The organism is Rhodoferax koreense, assembly GCF_001955695.1.
In the GTDB taxonomy this organism is placed as follows: Bacteria; Pseudomonadota; Gammaproteobacteria; order Burkholderiales; family Burkholderiaceae_C; genus Rhodoferax_B; species Rhodoferax_B koreensis.
Window position 1 is genome coordinate 5,700,243 of the sequence record NZ_CP019236.1, and the last position, 16,835, is coordinate 5,717,077.

The following is a 16,835-nucleotide window of genomic DNA, read 5'->3' on the forward strand; positions in this document are numbered from 1 at the left end:
GAGAAAACCATGAACCCTCATCGGCGCACCGCGCTCGTCCACGCTTGCATGGCCCTCGCGACCGGCCTGGGCCTCGTGCCCGCTGCGAACGCGCAGCCCAGGTACGACCCCGGCGCCAGCGCCACCGAGATCAGGATCGGCAACACCATGCCGTACAGCGGGCCGGTGTCGGCCTTCGGAACAGTCGGCAAGGCGGAGGCTGCCTACTTCGACATGGTCAATGCCGAAGGCGGCATCAACGGGCGGAAGATCAGCTTCATCACGCTCGACGACGGCTACGTGCCGTCGAAGACCGTGGAGCGGGTGCGCAAGCTGGTCGAACAGGACGAAGTGCTGGCGGTGTTCGGCCTGGTGGGCACCTCGCACAACGCCGCGGTCCAGAAATACCTGAATGCCAGAAAGGTGCCGCAGCTGTTCATCAGCACCGGGGCGACACGCTTCGGCGACCCGAAGAATTTCCCGTGGACGATGGGCTGGCAGCCGACCTACCAGGCGGAGGGCCGCATCTACGCGCAGCACATCCTCGCCAGCAATCCGAACGCAAAGATCGCGATCCTCTACCAGAACGACGACTTCGGACGCGACGTCCTCAAGGGCGTGATGAACGGCCTGGGCGAGAAGGCCCAGGGCCAGGTGGTGGCGCAGACGACCTACGAAACGACCGACCCGACGGTGGACAGCCAGGTGGTGAGCCTGAAGGCCTCGGGCGCCGACACCTTCATCAACATCGCCACGCCGAAGGCCGCCGCGCAGGCCATCCGCAAGGCGGCGGACATCGGGTGGAAGCCGGCCCAGTACGTGACCCAGGTGTCGAACTCCGTGCCGATGGTGATGAAACCGGCAGGCCCGGAGAACGCGCTCGGCGTGATCTCGATCGCGTATGTGCGCGACCCCGCCGATCCGGCCTGGCAGGCGAGCAAGGAGTACCTGCAGTACCAGGCCTGGTTCCGGAAATACTACCCGGGCGGCAACATCGAAGACCCGTCCAACGTGATCGGCTACAGCATGGCGCAGACGCTGGCGCAGACACTCAAGCAGGCTGGCGACAACCTCACGCGCGAGAACGTGATGAAGCAGGCCGCCAACCTCGACATGACGCTGCCGATGTTGCTGCCGGGCGTCGCGATCAAGACGGGGCCGAACGACTTTGCGCCCGTCAAGGGCATGCAGCCGGTCCGCTTCAACGGCAAGGTGTTCGAGCCCTTCGGACCGGTGCTGAACGGGCAATAGGTTTCCATCGCCCGTTCATCGGGCATCAGCCCAGCGGGGCGACGACGCCGTCGGCCACCAACGCCCCGATCTGCGCTGCGCCGAAGCCGAACTCGGCCAGCACGTCGGCTGTGTGCTCGCCCAGGCGCGGCGCCAGCATGCGAATGCCGCCGGGCGTTTCCGACAGGGTGTAGGGCACGCCGGGAAACCGCAGCTTGCCTTCGCTCGGATGGTCCATCAGTTGCCACAGGCCGTTGGCCAGGAGCTGGGGATCACGAGGAAGGTCCTGCAGCGACTGGATCGGCATGGCCGGGATGTCGGCAGCGCGAAGGATCGCCACCCAGTCGGCCGTGGTGCGCGTGGCCATGGCGCGCTCCAGCTCGGCCATGACCACGGTGTGGTGCCGCACGCGCGCGGCCAGCGTGGCGAAGCGCGGGTCTTCGCGCAGTTCCGGGCGGCCGATGACCTCGAAGCAGCGCAACCACTGCGCGTCGGTGTAGGGCACCAGCGCGATGTGCGCGTCCTGCGTGCGAAAGGGCTTGCGCACACCGGCGCGGATGGAGCCGTAGACCATGTCCTCCAGCGGCGGCTCGAAGGTATGGCCCCAGAGATGCTCGAGCAGGTTGAAGGCGGCCATGGTCTCGAACATCGGCACGTCCACGGCCTGTCCCCGGCCGCTGCGCTCGCGGTGGAACAATGCGGTCATGATCGCGTAGGCGGCATACAGCGCTGTGGTCTTGTCGGCCAGCAGCGCCGGCACGTAGCGCGGCTCCCCGGTGTAGATGGCCTGCAGTTGCGCGAGCCCGGAAGCGGCCTGGATGATGTCGTCGAAGGCCGGCAGCCCGGCGCAGGGCCCCACGTCCGAGAACCCCTTGACGTGCGCATGCACCAGCCGGGGGTTGAGCTGCTGCAGCCGCGCCGCGTCGATGCCGATGCGTTCGGCGGCATCCGCGCGCACCGAATGCACCAGCACGTCGCTGCCGTGCACCAGCGTGTCGAGCACGTCGCGGGCGCCCGGGTGCTTGAGGTCCAGCACCAGGCTGCGCTTGTTGCGATTGCAGGCCAGGAAGACCGAGGCCATGCCCTTGTTGCGCGCCGGGCCGACCGAGCGGGCCAGGTCGCCCTGCGGGGCTTCGACCTTGATCACGTCCGCGCCCATGTCGGCCAGCATCTGCGTGGTCAGCGGGCCGAGCACCACGGAGGACAGGTCCAGCACCCGAATGCCGTGCAGCGCGCCCTTGCCGGCTGGCGCGAGGGAGTGTGCGGCGCTCATGGATTGGCGCCTTCGGAGACGGGGATGCCGGCTTCGTGCAGGCGGTGGATGCCGTCGGGGAAGGCCGCCTGGACGGGACTGTGCGTGAAATTCATGTTTGGTTCTCCAGCCCTTCGCGCGAAGGCGTCGAATCGGGCGCCCCGAATGTGACGCACGGCGGATTTTCGCGAATCGTCCGAAGCGACGATCCCGCCGCCGCGCGGGCCGCCTAGCATGGGCCGACCTCTCAACGAACCTTGAAAGAGCAAGAACCACCATGAATCTTCTTCGACGCATTTCGGTCGCGCGCATGGGTGCGGCGCAGGCACTCGGAGGCCAATGCCATGCATGAGGTCCATATGCCACAGGACATTCTCGACCGGGCCTTGGCGCGCCGAGGCGCGATCGAGGTCTTTCGCGACATCGATCCCGCGAAGACGGCGCTGCTGGTCGTGGACCTGCAGAACGGCTTCATGGCGCCGGGGCAACCCTGCGAGCTCGCCAACGCGCGCGAGATCGTCGGCAACGTGAACCGCATCGCGGGCGCGTTGCGCGCCGCCGGTGGCCACGTGGTCTGGATCCGGCATACCCATGTGCCCGGCGGAGGCGGCAACCCCTGGCCACGCTTCGTCGAATTCTCGGCGGCCGGTTGGGGCGACGCGCTCAACGCCGCGCTGGTGCCCGGCCAGGAAGGGCATGCGCTTCATGCCTCGCTGCAGACCCGCCCGGAGGACGACATCGTGGACAAGACGCGGTTCAGCGCGTTCATCCAGGGCTCGTCCGACCTGCACGAGCGGCTGCAGCGGCGCCGCATCGATACCGTGATCGTGACCGGCACCGCCACCAACGTCTGCTGCGAGTCCACCGCGCGCGATGCCATGATGCTCAACTACAAGGTGCATTTCATTGCCGACGCCAACGCCACGCGCACCGATGCCGACCACAACGCCACCTTGGCCAACATGCTGCTGTGGTTCGCCGACGTGCGCGGCACCGACCAGATCATCGACCTCATCGAGGCCTCGCAGCCCGCCGGCTGATGCGACGAAGGACGCCGGCCGGTGCTATGCTGGCCGCATGAAACTGATCCTCAAATGGCTCCTGAGCGCCGTGGCCCTGCTGCTGGTGGCGCATCTGTACAGCGGCGTGGTGGTCGACAGCTTCACCTCGGCGCTGATCGCCTCGCTGGTGATCGGCCTGCTCAACACCATCGTGCGCCCGGTGCTGGTGGTGCTGACGCTGCCGGTCACCATCCTCACGCTCGGCCTGTTCATGTTCGTGATCAACGCGCTGATGTTCTGGTCGGCCTCCGGCCTGCTCGGCGGCTTCCACGTGCGCGGCTTCGGTGCCGCGCTGCTCGGCTCGCTGATGTATTCGGCCCTGGGCGTGCTGATCGAGTCGGCGCTCGGTCGCAAGTAACGAACCGCCGGTCGACGGCGGCCTCTACAGCGGCTTTTCCTTGGCCTGTTCCTTGACGATGGCCTCCACCTCGCGCGTGCGGGTGTCGATGATCGAGGCCTCGATGTGGTCGATCGGCCCGGCGCCGGGCGGGGGCTTGCGCACCAGGTCCTGCGCGGCCTTGAAGCGGTCGAGCGCGGCCTGGTAGTCGAGCCGCGCCACCTGCATCTCGGCCTCGGCATGCACCGAGCGCAACAGCAGGCCCTGCGCCGCGTAGGCACTGGCCAGCAGTTGCCAGGCCGTGCCGTCGCGCGGGTTCAGCGACACCCAGGTCTGCAGCCGTGTGGCCGCCTGCCGCGCCTGGCCGGTGCGCACCCGCAGCTGCGAGCCCAGGATCAATTCCGGGCGGCCGGGCGCATTGGCGTCGATGAACCCCGCCGTGGCGGCGAGATCGCCCGCGTTCCACTCCACCTCGGCGGCCAGCAGCTTCGCCAGCCGCTGGGCCGGCGCGTCGCCCGCGGTCAGTGCGGTCAGCCGCGCCGCGAGCGCGCGCGCGGCGACGAAGTCACGCTGCTGCAGGCCCGCGGTCGCACCGGCGTACAACACGCCGACGCTGCGCGCATCGACCGGCACGGTGCCGCGGGCCATGGCCTGCGCGTCGGCCAGCCACGACCGCAGCACGTCGATGCCGGGGCGCGTCAACACGCGGGCGCGTGCCGCCATCATGGCGTGCACCAGACCGGTCGGGATGTTGGGTGGTGCGGCCGCGGGCCGGGCATCCAGCACCTGGCGCGACTGCATGTCGGCGATGCGCTCGGTGGTCAGCGGATGGCTGCGCAGGTACGGGAAGGCGCCGTTGTCGTTGAGCCGCGAAGCCTGCTGCAGCTTTTCGAACATGCTCACGAAACCCTGGGGCGCGAAGCCGGCCTGGGTCATCACGCCGAAGCCGACGCGGTCGGCCTCGCGCTCCATGTCGCGCGAGAAATTCAGCCCGTTCTGCGCCACCGCGGCCTGGCCGCCGACGATCATGGCGTTGCCCGCGTCCGGATTCTTGCTTGCGGCCAGCGCGCCCAGGATCATCGCGCCGATGAGCCAGGGCATCTGCTTGCCTTGCTGGGCCATCAACCGGGAGATGTGCCGCTGCGTCACGTGGCTCAGCTCGTGGGCCAGCACCGAGGCCAGTTCGTCCGGGCTGGTGACCACGCCCACCAGCCCCAGGTTCAGGCCCAGGTAGCCACCGGGCAGCGCAAACGCATTGATGGTGCGGTCGCGGCCCATCATGATCTCCCAGGCGAACCGCTGGTCGAGCTCGGCCGACAGCTCGCCGCGCGCACGCGCCGCGTCGAGCAGGGCCTGCCAGATGGTCTGCACGTACTCGACCAGCACCGGGTCGTCGATGTAGTCCGGATCGCGGTAGATCTCGCGCGCGATGCGTTCGCCCAGGCGGCGCTCCGCCGCGCTCGTCATGTCGCTGCCGTCGCCGAGGGTGGGGAGCTGGGAGACCGAGGCCGGGGGGGCGGACGTCTGCGCCCGCGACGGCGCGGACGGCAGCACGAGGCTTGCTATGGACAACATAGCAACCCCCGCCCGCCGGTATTGCGCAAATGCCCCTTTTGACTTGAAGTTTTTCACGATGGATACAGCCGAATGAAATGCCAATCCTGTTGCTGGAGACCCGAACCGTCGGTGCCGGACGCCATCACCCTGATCGTATGATCGCCGAAGCCCGTAAATGTTCTGTCATCCAAATACACACCCCGATGAGCTCCCTGACGCATTTTGACGCCCAAGGCCAGGCCCACATGGTCGACGTGGCCGGCAAAGCCCATACCCACCGCGTGGCCACCGCCACCGGCCGCATCGACATGCGTCCCGAAACCTTGGCGCTGATCCAGAGCGGCACGGCCAAAAAGGGCGACGTGCTGGGCATCGCGCGCATCGCCGGCATCCAGGCTGCGAAGAAAACGAGTGACCTGATTCCGCTGTGCCATCCGCTGGCGCTGACGCGGGTGGCTTTGGATTTTGCGATCGAGGAAAGCGCGGCCGTGCCATCCGTCGTCTGTACGGCCACGGTGGAAACCGTCGGCCCGACCGGGGTGGAGATGGAGGCGCTCACGGCGGTGCAGATCGCCTTGCTGACCATCTACGACATGTGCAAGGCCGTGGACCGCGGGATGACGATCACCGGCGTGCGCGTCACCGAGAAGCACGGCGGCAAATCGGGAAGTTTTATGGCCTAGATGTGAAGTGTCAAGAGGTTGTTTCGAGACATGGAGAGGCGAGAGATGGGTGCCACGAGATCAATGCCGTGGTGCGGTCGGTGCCGGTTATAGAAATGAGTCCAAATTGGCAAGGCCGCACAGCGCTGTTGTGAGTTCTCGTACGTGTGGCCATAGGCCCACTCGCGCAGGGCAGATTGGATGAACCTCTCGGCCTTGCCGTTGGTCTGAGGGCGGTAGGCCCGTGTGAACTTCTGGGTGATGCCCAGTTCCAGGCACGCCTCAGCGAACAGCGCCGATCGGAACGACATGCCGTTGTCAGTGAGCACGCGTTGGATGGGTACGCGCAAGCCGGCGAAGTAGGCGACTGCGGCCCGCAGGAACGCCCCGGCACTGATCTTCGTCTCGTCGGGGTAGACCTGCGTGAAGGCCAGCCGGCCGTGGTCGTCCACGGCCACGAAGATGTATTCCCAGCCGACATTGCGGGCGCGCTGGGTCCGGTCCCCGGTGATGCGGTGGCCGACCTGCTCGAAGCGCCCCAGCTTCTTGATGTCGATGTGCAGCAGCTCACCGGGGTTCTCGCGCTCGTACCGTTGCACAGGCTCGTTGAGCCGCAGATCGCTTAGCCGCGACAGCCCGGCTCGGCGCAGGACACGGCTGACCGTCGCCTTGGACACGCCCATGTACGAGGCGATATAGGCTTGCAGGCACAGCTTGCGGCGCAGCTTCACGATGGCCAGCGCGACATGCGGCTCGATGGCGCGCGGTGACTTCTCGGGACGCGAGGACTTGTCCAGCAGACCATTGGCACTGTCTGCCAGGTAGCGAGCCAGCCATTTGCGTGCAGTCACGGCACTGACGCCATGCTTGGCGCCCGCATCTGATGCGCTCATGCCACGTTTTGTGAGGTCTTGGACCATCTCCAAGCGACGCAGGTAGGTCAATCGGGCATTCTTATGAGTGTTCATTCGGTTTGGTAATTTGAGTTGACTGGGGGTTTGGCGATTTCCAGTCTCTCAGAACCTCTCCGGGTGAACACCCGCAACAACCTATTGGAACTTCACACCTAGAACGGCAGCGGGTGCGTTGCCGCCCACCGGTCGTGCGCATCGGGAAATGCCGCGCGGAACCGCGCGAGGTTGATCCGGGCCTCGTCGTAGCGCTGCAGCAGCAGCGCGCTCTCGATCAGTTTCTCGACGACACGCGGTTCGGGCGAAAAGTGCAGCAGGTCTTCCGCCAGGGCATGCATGTGCTCGGCGTTCTGCGGGGTGAGCGGCGTGATGGTGAGTTCGGCGAACTTCACCTGTTCGCTGAACAGCCAGGAATCGCGAATCTTCGCCAGCGTGTCGCCACGGTAGGCCTCGGCGCGGGATTCCGGCGGCAGGTAGATCTGGCTGATGCGGCGATAGTCCCAGCCGGTGTAGGCGCAGGCCGCTAGCAAAATTGAAGCAATCAGCGCACAGCTCCATTGCATCAAACGCCTCTTTTTCTCAGAAGCCGGCTCGGCGCTGCGCGGCCACAGCAGCACGATGCACAGGCCCACGGCCATCTGGAAAGGACCGTACCAAAGTGGGTATTCGAGCAGGCTGTGCAGGCCGATCAGCGCGAGCACCGCCCAGGCCAGCTGCCGCGTCGGATCGGTTTCCTGCCAAGGCCGCGCCCGCAGCACGAGCCAGGTCAACAAGCCGCACACCGTCACCGCGACCGGAATCCCCAACTCCACGGCGAGGTGCAGCGGCAGGTTGTGCGCGTTGTCGAGGATGTCGCAGAAACGCGGGCCATCGTATGGCGTGACGAAGTGGGCGTAATCGAGCTCGCCCCAGCCCCAGCCGAACCAGGGGCGCAGGCTGATGAGATGCAAGACGTTGCGCCAGAGCGTGATTCGACTTGAGCAAATCGCGTCACCGGCCTGCATGCGAGCCCAGGCGCCGTGCGATAACGGGTCGAGCCCGATGGCCCACGGCAACACCCACAACGCAGCGGCGTAGGCCCCGCAGAACACCAGCAACAGGCGCCGCACCGCAGCCAGGCGCCAGCCGCCCCACCAGGCAACCAAGGCGATCAGCATCACAAGCTGCAGCAGCCCCGTGCGGGAGGATGAGGCCGCATTCCCCAGCGCCAGGACCACGGCCATCAACAAGGCCGCGCCGTAGGCATCGGCCTGCCGCGCCAGCGGGCGTGGCTGAACCGTCCACCACAACAGCGCCGCCAGTGCGATGTTGGTCAGCGTGGCGAACTGGTTGCGCTGGCGCAGGTTGGCGAAGGCTTCACCGGCTTCGGTGTAGTTGATCCAGGGGGCGAAAGCGGCGGAGGCCCCGGCGTATTGGATGAGGGCGATGAGGCTGCTGAGGAGGCCGGCGATGAGCCAGGCTTGGGCGGCATATTCAGACGGACGGGAATATGCGCCACCATCGCCTTTGCTCGTGGCAAAAAGCGACGCGAAACGTACCAATAAAAGTCCGCTCGAGGCGAGTACTGCGACGAGCCAAGGCAGCAAGGCGGAGGAGGGACCGGTGGTAAAAGGGAAGCACCAAGGCAGCACCACCAGCGCCCAAGCGACGCACAGGTGGGCCCTTGCAGTCGGAAAGCGTATGGACATCGAAAGGGCGGAATCGTCTATTTAGAGGTCGGCCAAGGTACGGCGGCGATCAAAGGATTGTTGGCGGCATCCCGTGCCCACACCTGTTGGATCACCGCGCACTCCGCTGGGTCCGAAATTTTGCACACGGTCCGCAGCCATCTGGATGCGTCTGAGGCGCGGCCATTCAACGCCAGCGCTTTTGCAACTTTGTAAGAGCGGCCGCCCCCCGGATAAGCCGTGGCGACCTTGACCAATGCATCAAGCTGAGAGGTTGACATCCCCTCTTTAACGTCGTACCGCATGAAATTGATGTTTTCACTCAGTTGATCGAGCACGATCACATCGGGTGGTTGGCCGATTGGCAAGGTGCCAATACGAGCGTTTTCAAACCTGGCTTCACGGTAACTGGATTCAACTCGAAAATAGTCGCGAATGACCACGGCGAGAAGCAAGGCTGCGATTGTCAATATGGCCAAAAAGCTCCAGCGCGGCGTTTCCCACACACGCCCGCCCCCACGCTGGTTCAAAATGCCAGCCATTGCACCGGCCGGGAGCAGGAAATAGGCGTAATTCAACGGAAATTCGAGCATCGCGTGAATACCGACTGCACCCAGACACATCACCAGAATCGCGCTTCCTGCGTCTGAAACCTTGAGGAAGGTACGCACAGACCACCAAATCAGTGAAGCAGAAAAAAGAAGGCCAAGCGGCAAACCTAGCCACAGTGCAAAATCCAAAAATAGATTGTGGGAATGTCCAAATGTCGGATAAAGCGGAGGGAACGCCTCAGCCAGGCTCAATTGCGCCCGCCCGACAGTCGTCCAGCCGTAGCCTAGCCAAGGATGCTCGGTCACTGCTCTGGAAAATAATTCCCAAGCGGCAAACCTGAGGTCGCCTTGGGGCCCTTGCCGAAAATACTCGCCTGAAGTTTCAAAACCTAAAAACTCTTGAAGCATGTGCAACAAGGGGTTGATGGTCCAGAAGCAAATAAACAGTCCGGTAGCGATCCATGGCAGACGCCTGCTGCGCCAAAGGTGCCTCCAGTACCAAGTACAGGCCACCAGAAAGCTCAGGCCGATCCAGGCGGTACGAGATTGCGTCAACGCAATGCCCATTAATAGAAACATGGCAAATGACAGAAAAGCGATGGCGCCAATGCGTCGTGTATGAACCGCCCATGCACCGCCGAGCAGACCCCAAAGCAGAAGCGTAGCCAACTGATTGGGCTGGCCAAGATTGGCATAAGGCCTGGCGCCGCTCAAACCCATCGTCCAGATATCGAAAATCCCGGTATCGATCAAACCGAGCCAGGTCTGGAGCTGTAAGGTGACCGAAACGATGGATGCGAGTCCGATGGCAAGGAGCAATCCATCGGCCAACTGGCCGGCTTGAGCCTGTTCCCAACGCTGCCCGAGCAGCAGCGCACCTAGCAAGCCAAGCAGATAGAGCGAAACGATCCAGGCCTGGCCCGCAAACAATACCAACCCTGCGAGGTGCTGAATTGCAGGGATGAAACAAGCCACAGCCACAACAACAGCACTTAGATGCCATTCCACAGGCTTCTTGAACCGCAGCAAAACGACTATTGCGGCCCCAAGGAATGCAAGGCCGCTCCACGCATCCGTGTGGAATGCTGTCCACGGCAGGTAGTGATTCGGCAGGAGCCAGGAGCAGGAAAGCGTCGTGGCCCATACAGTGAGCCAGAAACTCGACATCGGAGGCGTGGGCGACAGCGATCCGCGTGCTCGTAGGCCATGGATCGACTTGACGTCTGGCCCTGGCGCGTTAATCCTGAATGACCGCATCGTTGATCAGTTAAAAATACAAACGCAGGGGAATAAAAAAAGGCCCATAAGGGCCTTTTCTCAAACTACAAAAAATCAGGGTTTGCAGCTTGCAGGTAGATACTTCACGTCGATACCAGAAGTCGCGCCTGGTCCACACACCCAAGAGACTTGGCCCGTGCTCCCCAATGTCCCCGTCAGGGTCAACGTTTTGCCACTGATCTTTGGTTCTTTTGCCGAAGCCGTGACCGTAACCACGCCGACAGATGCATTGGTCCGAGCATACGTGACGCTGGTCACGAAAGCAGATGATTGCGTGTCAACGGAGCTTGTGTCGGAGGGCATTTGACCATTGACCTGAGCGTATTCGGACAGCGAAGTTTTTGCCGATGAAGCGGCCAGAATCACTTCAGACACCTTCGCCCGCACCGTGTAATCCTGATAAGCCGGCAAAGCCACGGCAGCCAAAATACCGATGATCGCCACGACGATCATCAACTCGATGAGGGTGAAACCTTGTTGCAGAGAACGCTTCATGAAAGCTCCTTGGTTGGAAATTGATACATAACTAACAGCACTTGTCGTGCCAGCCCGCAATCTGCACCAAACGGCTCCGCTGACTGCGTTTTCAACAAGGTGCGTCGCTGCAAAGTGCCTTTTTTGCCAAGTTCTGACAATTTTGTCAGCCTCAGTCGCTCACACGATAAAAATCTGCCCGGCATTCAGCCACCGAATGTCACGCGTGGCCAGGAGTTCTGCGGGCCGCGTCACATCGAATTCAGCGATCTCGGCCATGATGAGTTCGGTTTCCGACGGCTTGGTGTGCGTGATGTAGATCGGGAAGGATTTGCCGTCGGCGATGCCCTCGAGTTCGTCGGCCAGGACGCCGGGTGAAAGATGCAAGCTGCGGTGGGCAAGCTCTTTTTCGCGGTTGCTGAAGGCGGTTTCGATCACGAGCATGGCCACATCGAGCTGGTTGAAGCGGCTCCAGAACGCCGCGTTGCGTTCGGTGTCGCCGGTGAAGACCCAGCACGGGCCGCCGCCCGAGACGGCGTAGCCGAGCGCCGGCACGGTGTGCACCGCCGGCAAGGCTTCAACGCTTTTGCCGTTGATGTCAAGGATCTCCCCGCACGCGATTTCATTGAAACGAATGAAGGGCGCGGCGGGCGTGGGAATGACGCTGAAATCCGGCCAGATCACGTTGTTGAAGATGTGTTGCTTGAGCGCGGCGATCGTGCCGGCGAGGGCATAGATCTGCAGGGGGGTCTGGCGCTGCGCGGCGATGGCGTCCACCATCAGCGGGAGTGCGGCGACGTGGTCGAGGTGGGAATGGGTAAGAAAGACGTGGTCGATGTCGCGCATTTCTTCCAGCGTGAGATCCCCCACCCCGGTGCCTGCGTCGATCAGCATGTCGGCGTCCAGCAGGAACGAGGTGGTGCGGCAATCCTTGGCGATGGCGCCGGAACACCCCAACACGCGCACTTTCATGGGCGTCCTTTATTTGGTTTCAAAACTGGTCGCCCCGTCCCAGGCAGAATCGAGAGGCAACATGCGCATAGAGGCTACACGGTCGGCATACATTTGGTAAAGGTATTTTGTCGCATGGAAGGCTTGTAAATTACGTAGCATTTCGTTGCAAACATCCCAGTCCTGACGCCGGTATGCCTTGAGGAATGCATTCCACTGAGTGAGTTCAGCAGCCTGGCGGGCTGTGAATTGCGCCGCGGAAGCGATCGGCCAGAAGATCGTGACGGCCTGACCTTTTCCTTTTACCCGCACCTTGTCAAGCTCCTGCCAGATGAATTCGTCGGCCTGGCGCCGCGTGGTTTCACCCACCACGAGGTCGACGCCGTAAAAGCTGGTCAATCCTTCGAGCCTTGCGCCGAGATTGACCGCATCGCCGATGACGGTGTAGCTGCGCCGGATCTCCGAGCCCATGTCGCCGACACACATGGTGCCGGTATTGATGCCGATGCCGATGCCGATTTCGGGGAGCCCGGCCGTGCGACGCTCGGCGCCCCAGAGACGCACTTCATCGATCAATGCCAACGCGGTATGCACGGCCAGATTGGCATGGTTGGCCATTTCGACCGGCGCCCCCCAGAACGCCATGATGCAGTCACCCATGTACTTGTCGATGGTGCCACGCTGCTCACGAATGCGAGCCGTCAATCGGGTGAAGACGCCATTCAAGAGCGACTGGAGTTGGCCCGGCCCCATTTGTTCGGCGATCTGCGTGAAGCCGCGCATGTCGCAGAACATGACGGTCAACTCCTTGTTGACAGCCTTCATGCTGTAGCTTTGCGGCTCCTGCAGCATTTCGTCGACGAGTTCGGGGGGTACGTACGAGCCGAACAGGCTGGCCAGTTTGCGCTTGGCACGGCTCTCGACGAAATAGCCATAACTCATGTTCAGCGCAAAGGCGGTGGCAGTCATCAAAAGCACCGAAGCCAGAGGCAGAACCAAGCCATGCGCCAGGTAAAGCCCAAAATTCAGCCCGACGACCGCGGCACCGATGCCGATGCTGAACAGCACCGCGTGCAATGCGCCGAGCTGCGGCAGCAACAGCGCCAATGCGAGGCCGGTGATGCACAGCACGAGCACTTCGTAGCCAGCGGCATAACTCGGGCGCACGGCAATCCGGTTGTCCAGCATGCCCGTGAGCAGGTTTGCATGCATCTCGACGCCCGGATAGGTTTCACCAACCGGCGTGACGCGCAGGTCCAACAAGCCGGGCGCCGTGGTGCCGATCAGCACGATCTTCCCGGTCAGGCTGGCCGGGGGCAGACGCCGATGCAGCACGTCGGCGGCCGAAATGTACCGGTAGGCGCCGCCGCGTGCGCCGCCAGCGCCGCGAAACGGCAGCAGGGCGGCACCGCGCTCGTCGATTGGGATGTGCAGGGACTTCCCGTCTTTCTTGAGCTGAATGCTGTCGATCCCACTGAAGGCGCCGCGATCCGCCGAAAACCCGGCAGAGACCAGGGGTCCACCCGCCAGCATCCGGAACATGGCCAGCGAAAGCGCTTCGTAGTGACGGCCGCGGTAGTCGGCAATCAGCGGCACGGAGCGGGTCACACCGTCCGGGTCGGCGATGGCATTGAAAAACCCGGCCACGGGTGCCGCGGCGGCGATCTCGGGAATATTGGCGCCGAAACCGTTCCAGCGAGTGAAACCGGCAAACCCCGCTGGCAACGCCGCGGCTTGCATCACAGGCGCGGGAAGCACGCCCCCGGTGTGGCCGTCGCGGTCACTGGTGAAGTAGTAGCCGAGCACCACCGGCCGGTCCTGGAGCGCACGGGCGAAGACAGCGTCATGGTCGAGCGCAGACTTGAGGCGGCCGACCTTGGCGACGAAGCTTGGTTCATCGCGCAATTCCGTTGTCGCCAGTTGCTGCAGTCGCGCAAGGCCGGAACTCTCGTCGGGCTCGAGAAAAACGATGTCGAAGCCGGCGATGGCCACCTTCTGGCGCTCGAAAAGCTCATTGGTGAGCTCGGCGAGCTTTTTTCGGCTCCACGGCCAACCGAATTCCGCCTGACTCTTTTCGTCGAAATCGACAATCACGATGCGCTCGTCGAGGCTACTGTGCATCGTCGCGCGTAGCCGCGCGTCGTAGATGATGTCGTCCAGACGCTGCAGCACTCCCATACGCACAGCTCCCACCGCGTACAGCAACGCGCACACCACGGGAACCATGGTCACCACGATACGCACGCCATGCTGGCGTAGAAAAGGCCGAATGAAGGCCCTCACGCCCGCTCCGTCATGGAAATCTCAAAGCCCTGTCGACGAGGCAGCGACGGATGATGCAGCGATGCCCCGTCAGGGCTGGAGGAACTGCATTTCGGTGCCGGCCAGTTGCAGCACATCGCCGTTTTTGAGAGAAACGGGCGTGGCACCGATGGCCGACCCATTGAGCGTGGGCTGTTGCGCTCCCTCGACGTGCACGACCACGTAGCCATGGGGGCGGCGCGTGATGGCGGCCACAGCGATACCAGGTTTGCCGATGGTGGTCACGACCTTGGTGAGCGTCACTTCGCGGCCGGCCGCCGCACCGGAAATCACCTTGATGGCCGCGTTGTTCTGTGGCTCGGCCTCTAGGCTGGCCAAAGGAATGGGCGCCGAATGGTCGGAGGAACGACGACCGTAGGCTGGCGTAGCGGGCGGCGTGGGCAAAAGCGCACCCGGAATGGACAAGCCGGCGTTGACGCTTTGGTCACTGCCGTTGTCGGCGAGCTCGTTGATGAACCTGATCTTGTATTTGCCGATTTCAAGCAAGTCGTTGTGCTGCAGCATCTGCTTGCGCGCGGCCTTGCCGTTGATGTAAGAGCCGTTGGTGCTGTTCAGGTCTTCGAGTTGAACCTCGTGGCCGACCATCGACACCACCGCATGCTCGCCGCTGACCGCCAGGTTATCGATGACCACGTCGTTGTAGGGCCTGCGGCCCAGGGTCGTGCGGTCTTTGGTCAACTGCACCTCCTTGATCACGACGCCGTCGATCGATACGATCAGTTTCGGCATGTTCGGCTCCTGTGTCTGTTCATTGGCTTCGTGTTTGGTAAATCAACTTCCAATCAGCCTGGCCATCAGCCCGCGCTTTTTAGAGCCCGCATTCGCTTGCACCAGCAAGACCGTAATATTATCGCGCCCGCCGCAGGCATTCGCACTTCCGATCAATTGCTTGGCTTTTTGTTCAAGGGTGGCGTCGGTTTCCATCACTTTGGCGATGAAGTCGTCGTCGACCATGTCGGACAGGCCATCCGAGCACATCAGATAGAGGTCACCCGGTTCTACCGCGTGGTCATGGATCTCCAGCTGCACGAATTCGTCGATGCCGAGCGCGCGGGTCACCAGGTTCCGGTTCGAGGAGATGGCGGCCTGTTCCGGGCTGATCAGGCCGGCGTCGAGCTGCTCTTGCAGCAGGGAGTGATCCTTGGTCAGTTGCACGAACTGCCTGTTTCGGCTGCGGTAACAGCGCGAGTCGCCGATATGGCCGAGCACCATCCGCGACTCTAAAAATACGCCGGCCACCAGCGTCGTTCCCATGCCGGCATATTGAGCGTGTTCAGCGGCCGCTGTATACACCGCCAGATTGGCGTTGTGGACACAGATGTCCATCGCCTTGCGGACTTCCTTGACGTTGGCCTGCCTGCCGACGTCGGACAACCAGCGGCCCAACTCTGCTGAGATGATCTTGGTGGCCATGTCGCTGGCGACCTCACCTGCGTTGTAACCTCCCATGCCATCGGCCAGCACGGCGATGGCATTGGCCTCGTCCGCGAGCGCGGCGTCTTCGTTGTTTTCGCGCAGCAAGCCGGTGTCGGTTTGCGTGCAGAACTCATAGATCATGTTGGCAGGGGCTTCTTCGATGTCAACGAACACAGTTGTTTCTTGATGGGCTTTGCCTCGTCGCCACAGGCGCGCAGCGTGGTTTGTCGATCGGCCACGTGCACTGCATGTACCCGCTGAACCGCGAGCCATGACCGTAACAGAGCGACCTTTTCGCAACAAGGTACTAAGGCTCACTTCGGTCATGATTTGTTACATCGAGCGCGAAAAAATGGCCCCGTCTGGGGCCATTTGGAGGGAATGAGATAACGCTATATGGCGCCAACCTTGCAGGGTCAGGCGTGGGCCGCCTCGCGCCGCTTCTTCATCCAGGTACCCAGTGCGACGACCAGGATGGCACCGATTACACCGGCAATGGACACAATGTGTTCATGGACCACCCCGAACTGCGCCGTGACCGCAGGATCGGTCAGCAGCATTTCGCCGGCCAGGAAACCGAGCAGTGCCGCACCGATGGTAATGATGATCGGAAACCGTTCCATCACCTTGGTGAGCAGTGTCGCGCCGAACACGATCAGCGGAATGCTGACCAGCAGGCCCAACACCAGCAATGGCACGTCGCCCTTGGCAGCCGCCGCGACCGCCAGCACGTTGTCCAGGCTCATCACCAAGTCGGCGATCAGGATGGTGCGCACTGCGGCGAACATGCCGTTGATTTGCTTGCCATCGTCGTCGCCCCCATCTTCGTCACCGTTGAGCAGATCGACGCCGATGTAGACCAGCAGCAACGCGCCGACGATCTTGAGAAACGGAAGGGTCAACAGGCGAATCGCCAGCACCGTCAGCACGATCCGCATGACGATGGCTGCCGCGCTACCCCAGACGATGGCCTTCTTCTGCTGGTCGGGCCGCAGTGTGCGGGCCGCCATGGCGATCACGACCGCATTGTCGCCAGAGAGCACGATGTTCGCCAATACGATGGAGCCGAAGGCGCTCCAGAAGATGGGCGAAGTGAAATCGAGTCCGAACATGCTGTCTCCTGCGTAATACGATCCAAAAGTCTAACGGGCCAAACCGCGGCCCAAGACCGTAGAAATGCGTATACG

Annotated in this window: 15 protein-coding genes; 4 read left to right on the forward strand and 11 right to left on the reverse strand. The window is 63.0% G+C overall.

Annotated elements, in window-relative coordinates; all coding sequences use genetic code 11:
• Positions 1-9: 9 nt before the first annotated feature.
• The gene (locus tag RD110_RS26310; protein WP_076203875.1) at positions 10-1,230 is read left to right on the forward strand and encodes an ABC transporter substrate-binding protein; all 1,221 of its coding nucleotides are present in this window, start codon (positions 10-12) and stop codon (positions 1,228-1,230) included.
• A 25-nt stretch (positions 1,231-1,255) separates the two neighbouring features.
• Here RD110_RS26310 and RD110_RS26315 read toward each other — a convergent pair whose 3' ends face one another.
• On the reverse strand, positions 1,256-2,482 hold the full coding sequence (locus tag RD110_RS26315; RefSeq protein ID WP_076203877.1) for a CaiB/BaiF CoA transferase family protein: 1,227 nt from the start codon (positions 2,480-2,482) through the stop codon (positions 1,256-1,258).
• Between the two features lie 323 nt (positions 2,483-2,805).
• On the opposite strand from RD110_RS26315, the gene RD110_RS26320 reads away from it, so the two are divergent.
• Positions 2,806-3,501, forward strand: a complete 696-nt coding sequence (locus RD110_RS26320; RefSeq protein ID WP_076205748.1) for a cysteine hydrolase family protein — start codon at positions 2,806-2,808, stop codon at positions 3,499-3,501.
• 37 nt (positions 3,502-3,538) lie between these two features.
• On the forward strand, positions 3,539-3,880 hold the full coding sequence (locus tag RD110_RS26325; protein ID WP_076203880.1) for a phage holin family protein: 342 nt from the start codon (positions 3,539-3,541) through the stop codon (positions 3,878-3,880).
• Positions 3,881-3,904: 24 nt separating this feature from the next.
• Here the strand turns inward: RD110_RS26325 and RD110_RS26330 are convergent, their stop codons facing one another.
• Positions 3,905-5,434, reverse strand: a complete 1,530-nt coding sequence (locus RD110_RS26330) for a M48 family metalloprotease (RefSeq protein ID WP_076203883.1) — start codon at positions 5,432-5,434, stop codon at positions 3,905-3,907.
• A gap of 185 nt (positions 5,435-5,619) precedes the next feature.
• Between RD110_RS26330 and moaC the strand changes: the two genes are divergently transcribed.
• Positions 5,620-6,099: a cyclic pyranopterin monophosphate synthase MoaC gene (gene moaC, locus RD110_RS26335; RefSeq protein ID WP_076203886.1), complete on the forward strand. Its 480-nt coding sequence runs from the start codon at positions 5,620-5,622 to the stop codon at positions 6,097-6,099.
• On the opposite strand, the gene RD110_RS26340 is transcribed toward moaC, so the two are convergent.
• The 9 genes from RD110_RS26340 to RD110_RS26380 all read right to left on the reverse strand — a co-directional run bounded on the left by RD110_RS26340 (position 6,096) and on the right by RD110_RS26380 (position 16,760).
• On the reverse strand, positions 6,096-7,046 hold the full coding sequence (locus RD110_RS26340; protein ID WP_076203888.1) for an IS481 family transposase: 951 nt from the start codon (positions 7,044-7,046) through the stop codon (positions 6,096-6,098). The two genes, moaC and RD110_RS26340, sit on opposite strands and share 4 nt — an antisense overlap.
• 98 nt (positions 7,047-7,144) lie before the next feature.
• The gene (locus RD110_RS26345) at positions 7,145-8,575 is read right to left on the reverse strand and encodes a PglL family O-oligosaccharyltransferase (protein WP_239467133.1); all 1,431 of its coding nucleotides are present in this window, start codon (positions 8,573-8,575) and stop codon (positions 7,145-7,147) included.
• A gap of 119 nt (positions 8,576-8,694) precedes the next feature.
• Entirely contained in the window at positions 8,695-10,374 is a 1,680-nt protein-coding gene (locus RD110_RS26350) for a PglL family O-oligosaccharyltransferase (RefSeq protein ID WP_076203894.1), read from the reverse strand.
• 165 nt (positions 10,375-10,539) lie between these two features.
• Complete coding sequence (locus RD110_RS26355) at positions 10,540-10,980, reverse strand: pilin (RefSeq protein ID WP_076203897.1); 441 nt, start codon at positions 10,978-10,980, stop codon at positions 10,540-10,542.
• Positions 10,981-11,139: 159 nt separating this feature from the next.
• On the reverse strand, positions 11,140-11,931 hold the full coding sequence (locus tag RD110_RS26360) for a 3',5'-cyclic-nucleotide phosphodiesterase (protein ID WP_076203900.1): 792 nt from the start codon (positions 11,929-11,931) through the stop codon (positions 11,140-11,142).
• 9 nt (positions 11,932-11,940) lie between these two features.
• Entirely contained in the window at positions 11,941-14,193 is a 2,253-nt protein-coding gene (locus tag RD110_RS26365; protein WP_338053078.1) for a CHASE2 domain-containing protein, read from the reverse strand.
• A gap of 69 nt (positions 14,194-14,262) precedes the next feature.
• Positions 14,263-14,961 (reverse strand): FHA domain-containing protein, encoded by a 699-nt coding sequence (locus RD110_RS26370; protein WP_076203902.1) that lies wholly within the window; start codon positions 14,959-14,961, stop codon positions 14,263-14,265.
• Between the two features lie 42 nt (positions 14,962-15,003).
• Positions 15,004-15,789, reverse strand: a complete 786-nt coding sequence (locus RD110_RS26375; RefSeq protein ID WP_076205754.1) for a Stp1/IreP family PP2C-type Ser/Thr phosphatase — start codon at positions 15,787-15,789, stop codon at positions 15,004-15,006.
• 275 nt (positions 15,790-16,064) lie between these two features.
• Positions 16,065-16,760 carry a TerC family protein gene (locus RD110_RS26380; RefSeq protein WP_076203906.1) on the reverse strand — a complete coding sequence of 232 codons (696 nt, stop codon included), beginning with the start codon at positions 16,758-16,760 and terminating at the stop codon, positions 16,065-16,067.
• Positions 16,761-16,835 lie beyond the last annotated feature (75 nt).

What these genes read in the sequence shown, in the direction of transcription:
- RD110_RS26340 (WP_076203888.1), bottom strand. Translation starts at nt 7,046, where the DNA reads ATGAACACTCATAAGAATGCCCGATTGACCTACCTGCGTCGCTTGGAG.
- RD110_RS26350 (WP_076203894.1), bottom strand. Translation starts at nt 10,374, where the DNA reads ATGTCGAGTTTCTGGCTCACTGTATGGGCCACGACGCTTTCCTGCTCC.
- RD110_RS26375 (WP_076205754.1), bottom strand. Translation starts at nt 15,789, where the DNA reads ATGATCTATGAGTTCTGCACGCAAACCGACACCGGCTTGCTGCGCGAA.
- RD110_RS26315 (WP_076203877.1), bottom strand. Translation starts at nt 2,482, where the DNA reads ATGAGCGCCGCACACTCCCTCGCGCCAGCCGGCAAGGGCGCGCTGCAC.
- RD110_RS26325 (WP_076203880.1), top strand. Translation starts at nt 3,539, where the DNA reads ATGAAACTGATCCTCAAATGGCTCCTGAGCGCCGTGGCCCTGCTGCTG.
- RD110_RS26310 (WP_076203875.1), top strand. Translation starts at nt 10, where the DNA reads ATGAACCCTCATCGGCGCACCGCGCTCGTCCACGCTTGCATGGCCCTC.
- RD110_RS26380 (WP_076203906.1), bottom strand. Translation starts at nt 16,760, where the DNA reads ATGTTCGGACTCGATTTCACTTCGCCCATCTTCTGGAGCGCCTTCGGC.
- RD110_RS26370 (WP_076203902.1), bottom strand. Translation starts at nt 14,961, where the DNA reads ATGCCGAAACTGATCGTATCGATCGACGGCGTCGTGATCAAGGAGGTG.
- RD110_RS26320 (WP_076205748.1), top strand. Translation starts at nt 2,806, where the DNA reads ATGCATGAGGTCCATATGCCACAGGACATTCTCGACCGGGCCTTGGCG.
- RD110_RS26330 (WP_076203883.1), bottom strand. Translation starts at nt 5,434, where the DNA reads ATGTTGTCCATAGCAAGCCTCGTGCTGCCGTCCGCGCCGTCGCGGGCG.
- RD110_RS26355 (WP_076203897.1), bottom strand. Translation starts at nt 10,980, where the DNA reads ATGAAGCGTTCTCTGCAACAAGGTTTCACCCTCATCGAGTTGATGATC.
- moaC (WP_076203886.1), top strand. Translation starts at nt 5,620, where the DNA reads ATGAGCTCCCTGACGCATTTTGACGCCCAAGGCCAGGCCCACATGGTC.
- RD110_RS26360 (WP_076203900.1), bottom strand. Translation starts at nt 11,931, where the DNA reads ATGAAAGTGCGCGTGTTGGGGTGTTCCGGCGCCATCGCCAAGGATTGC.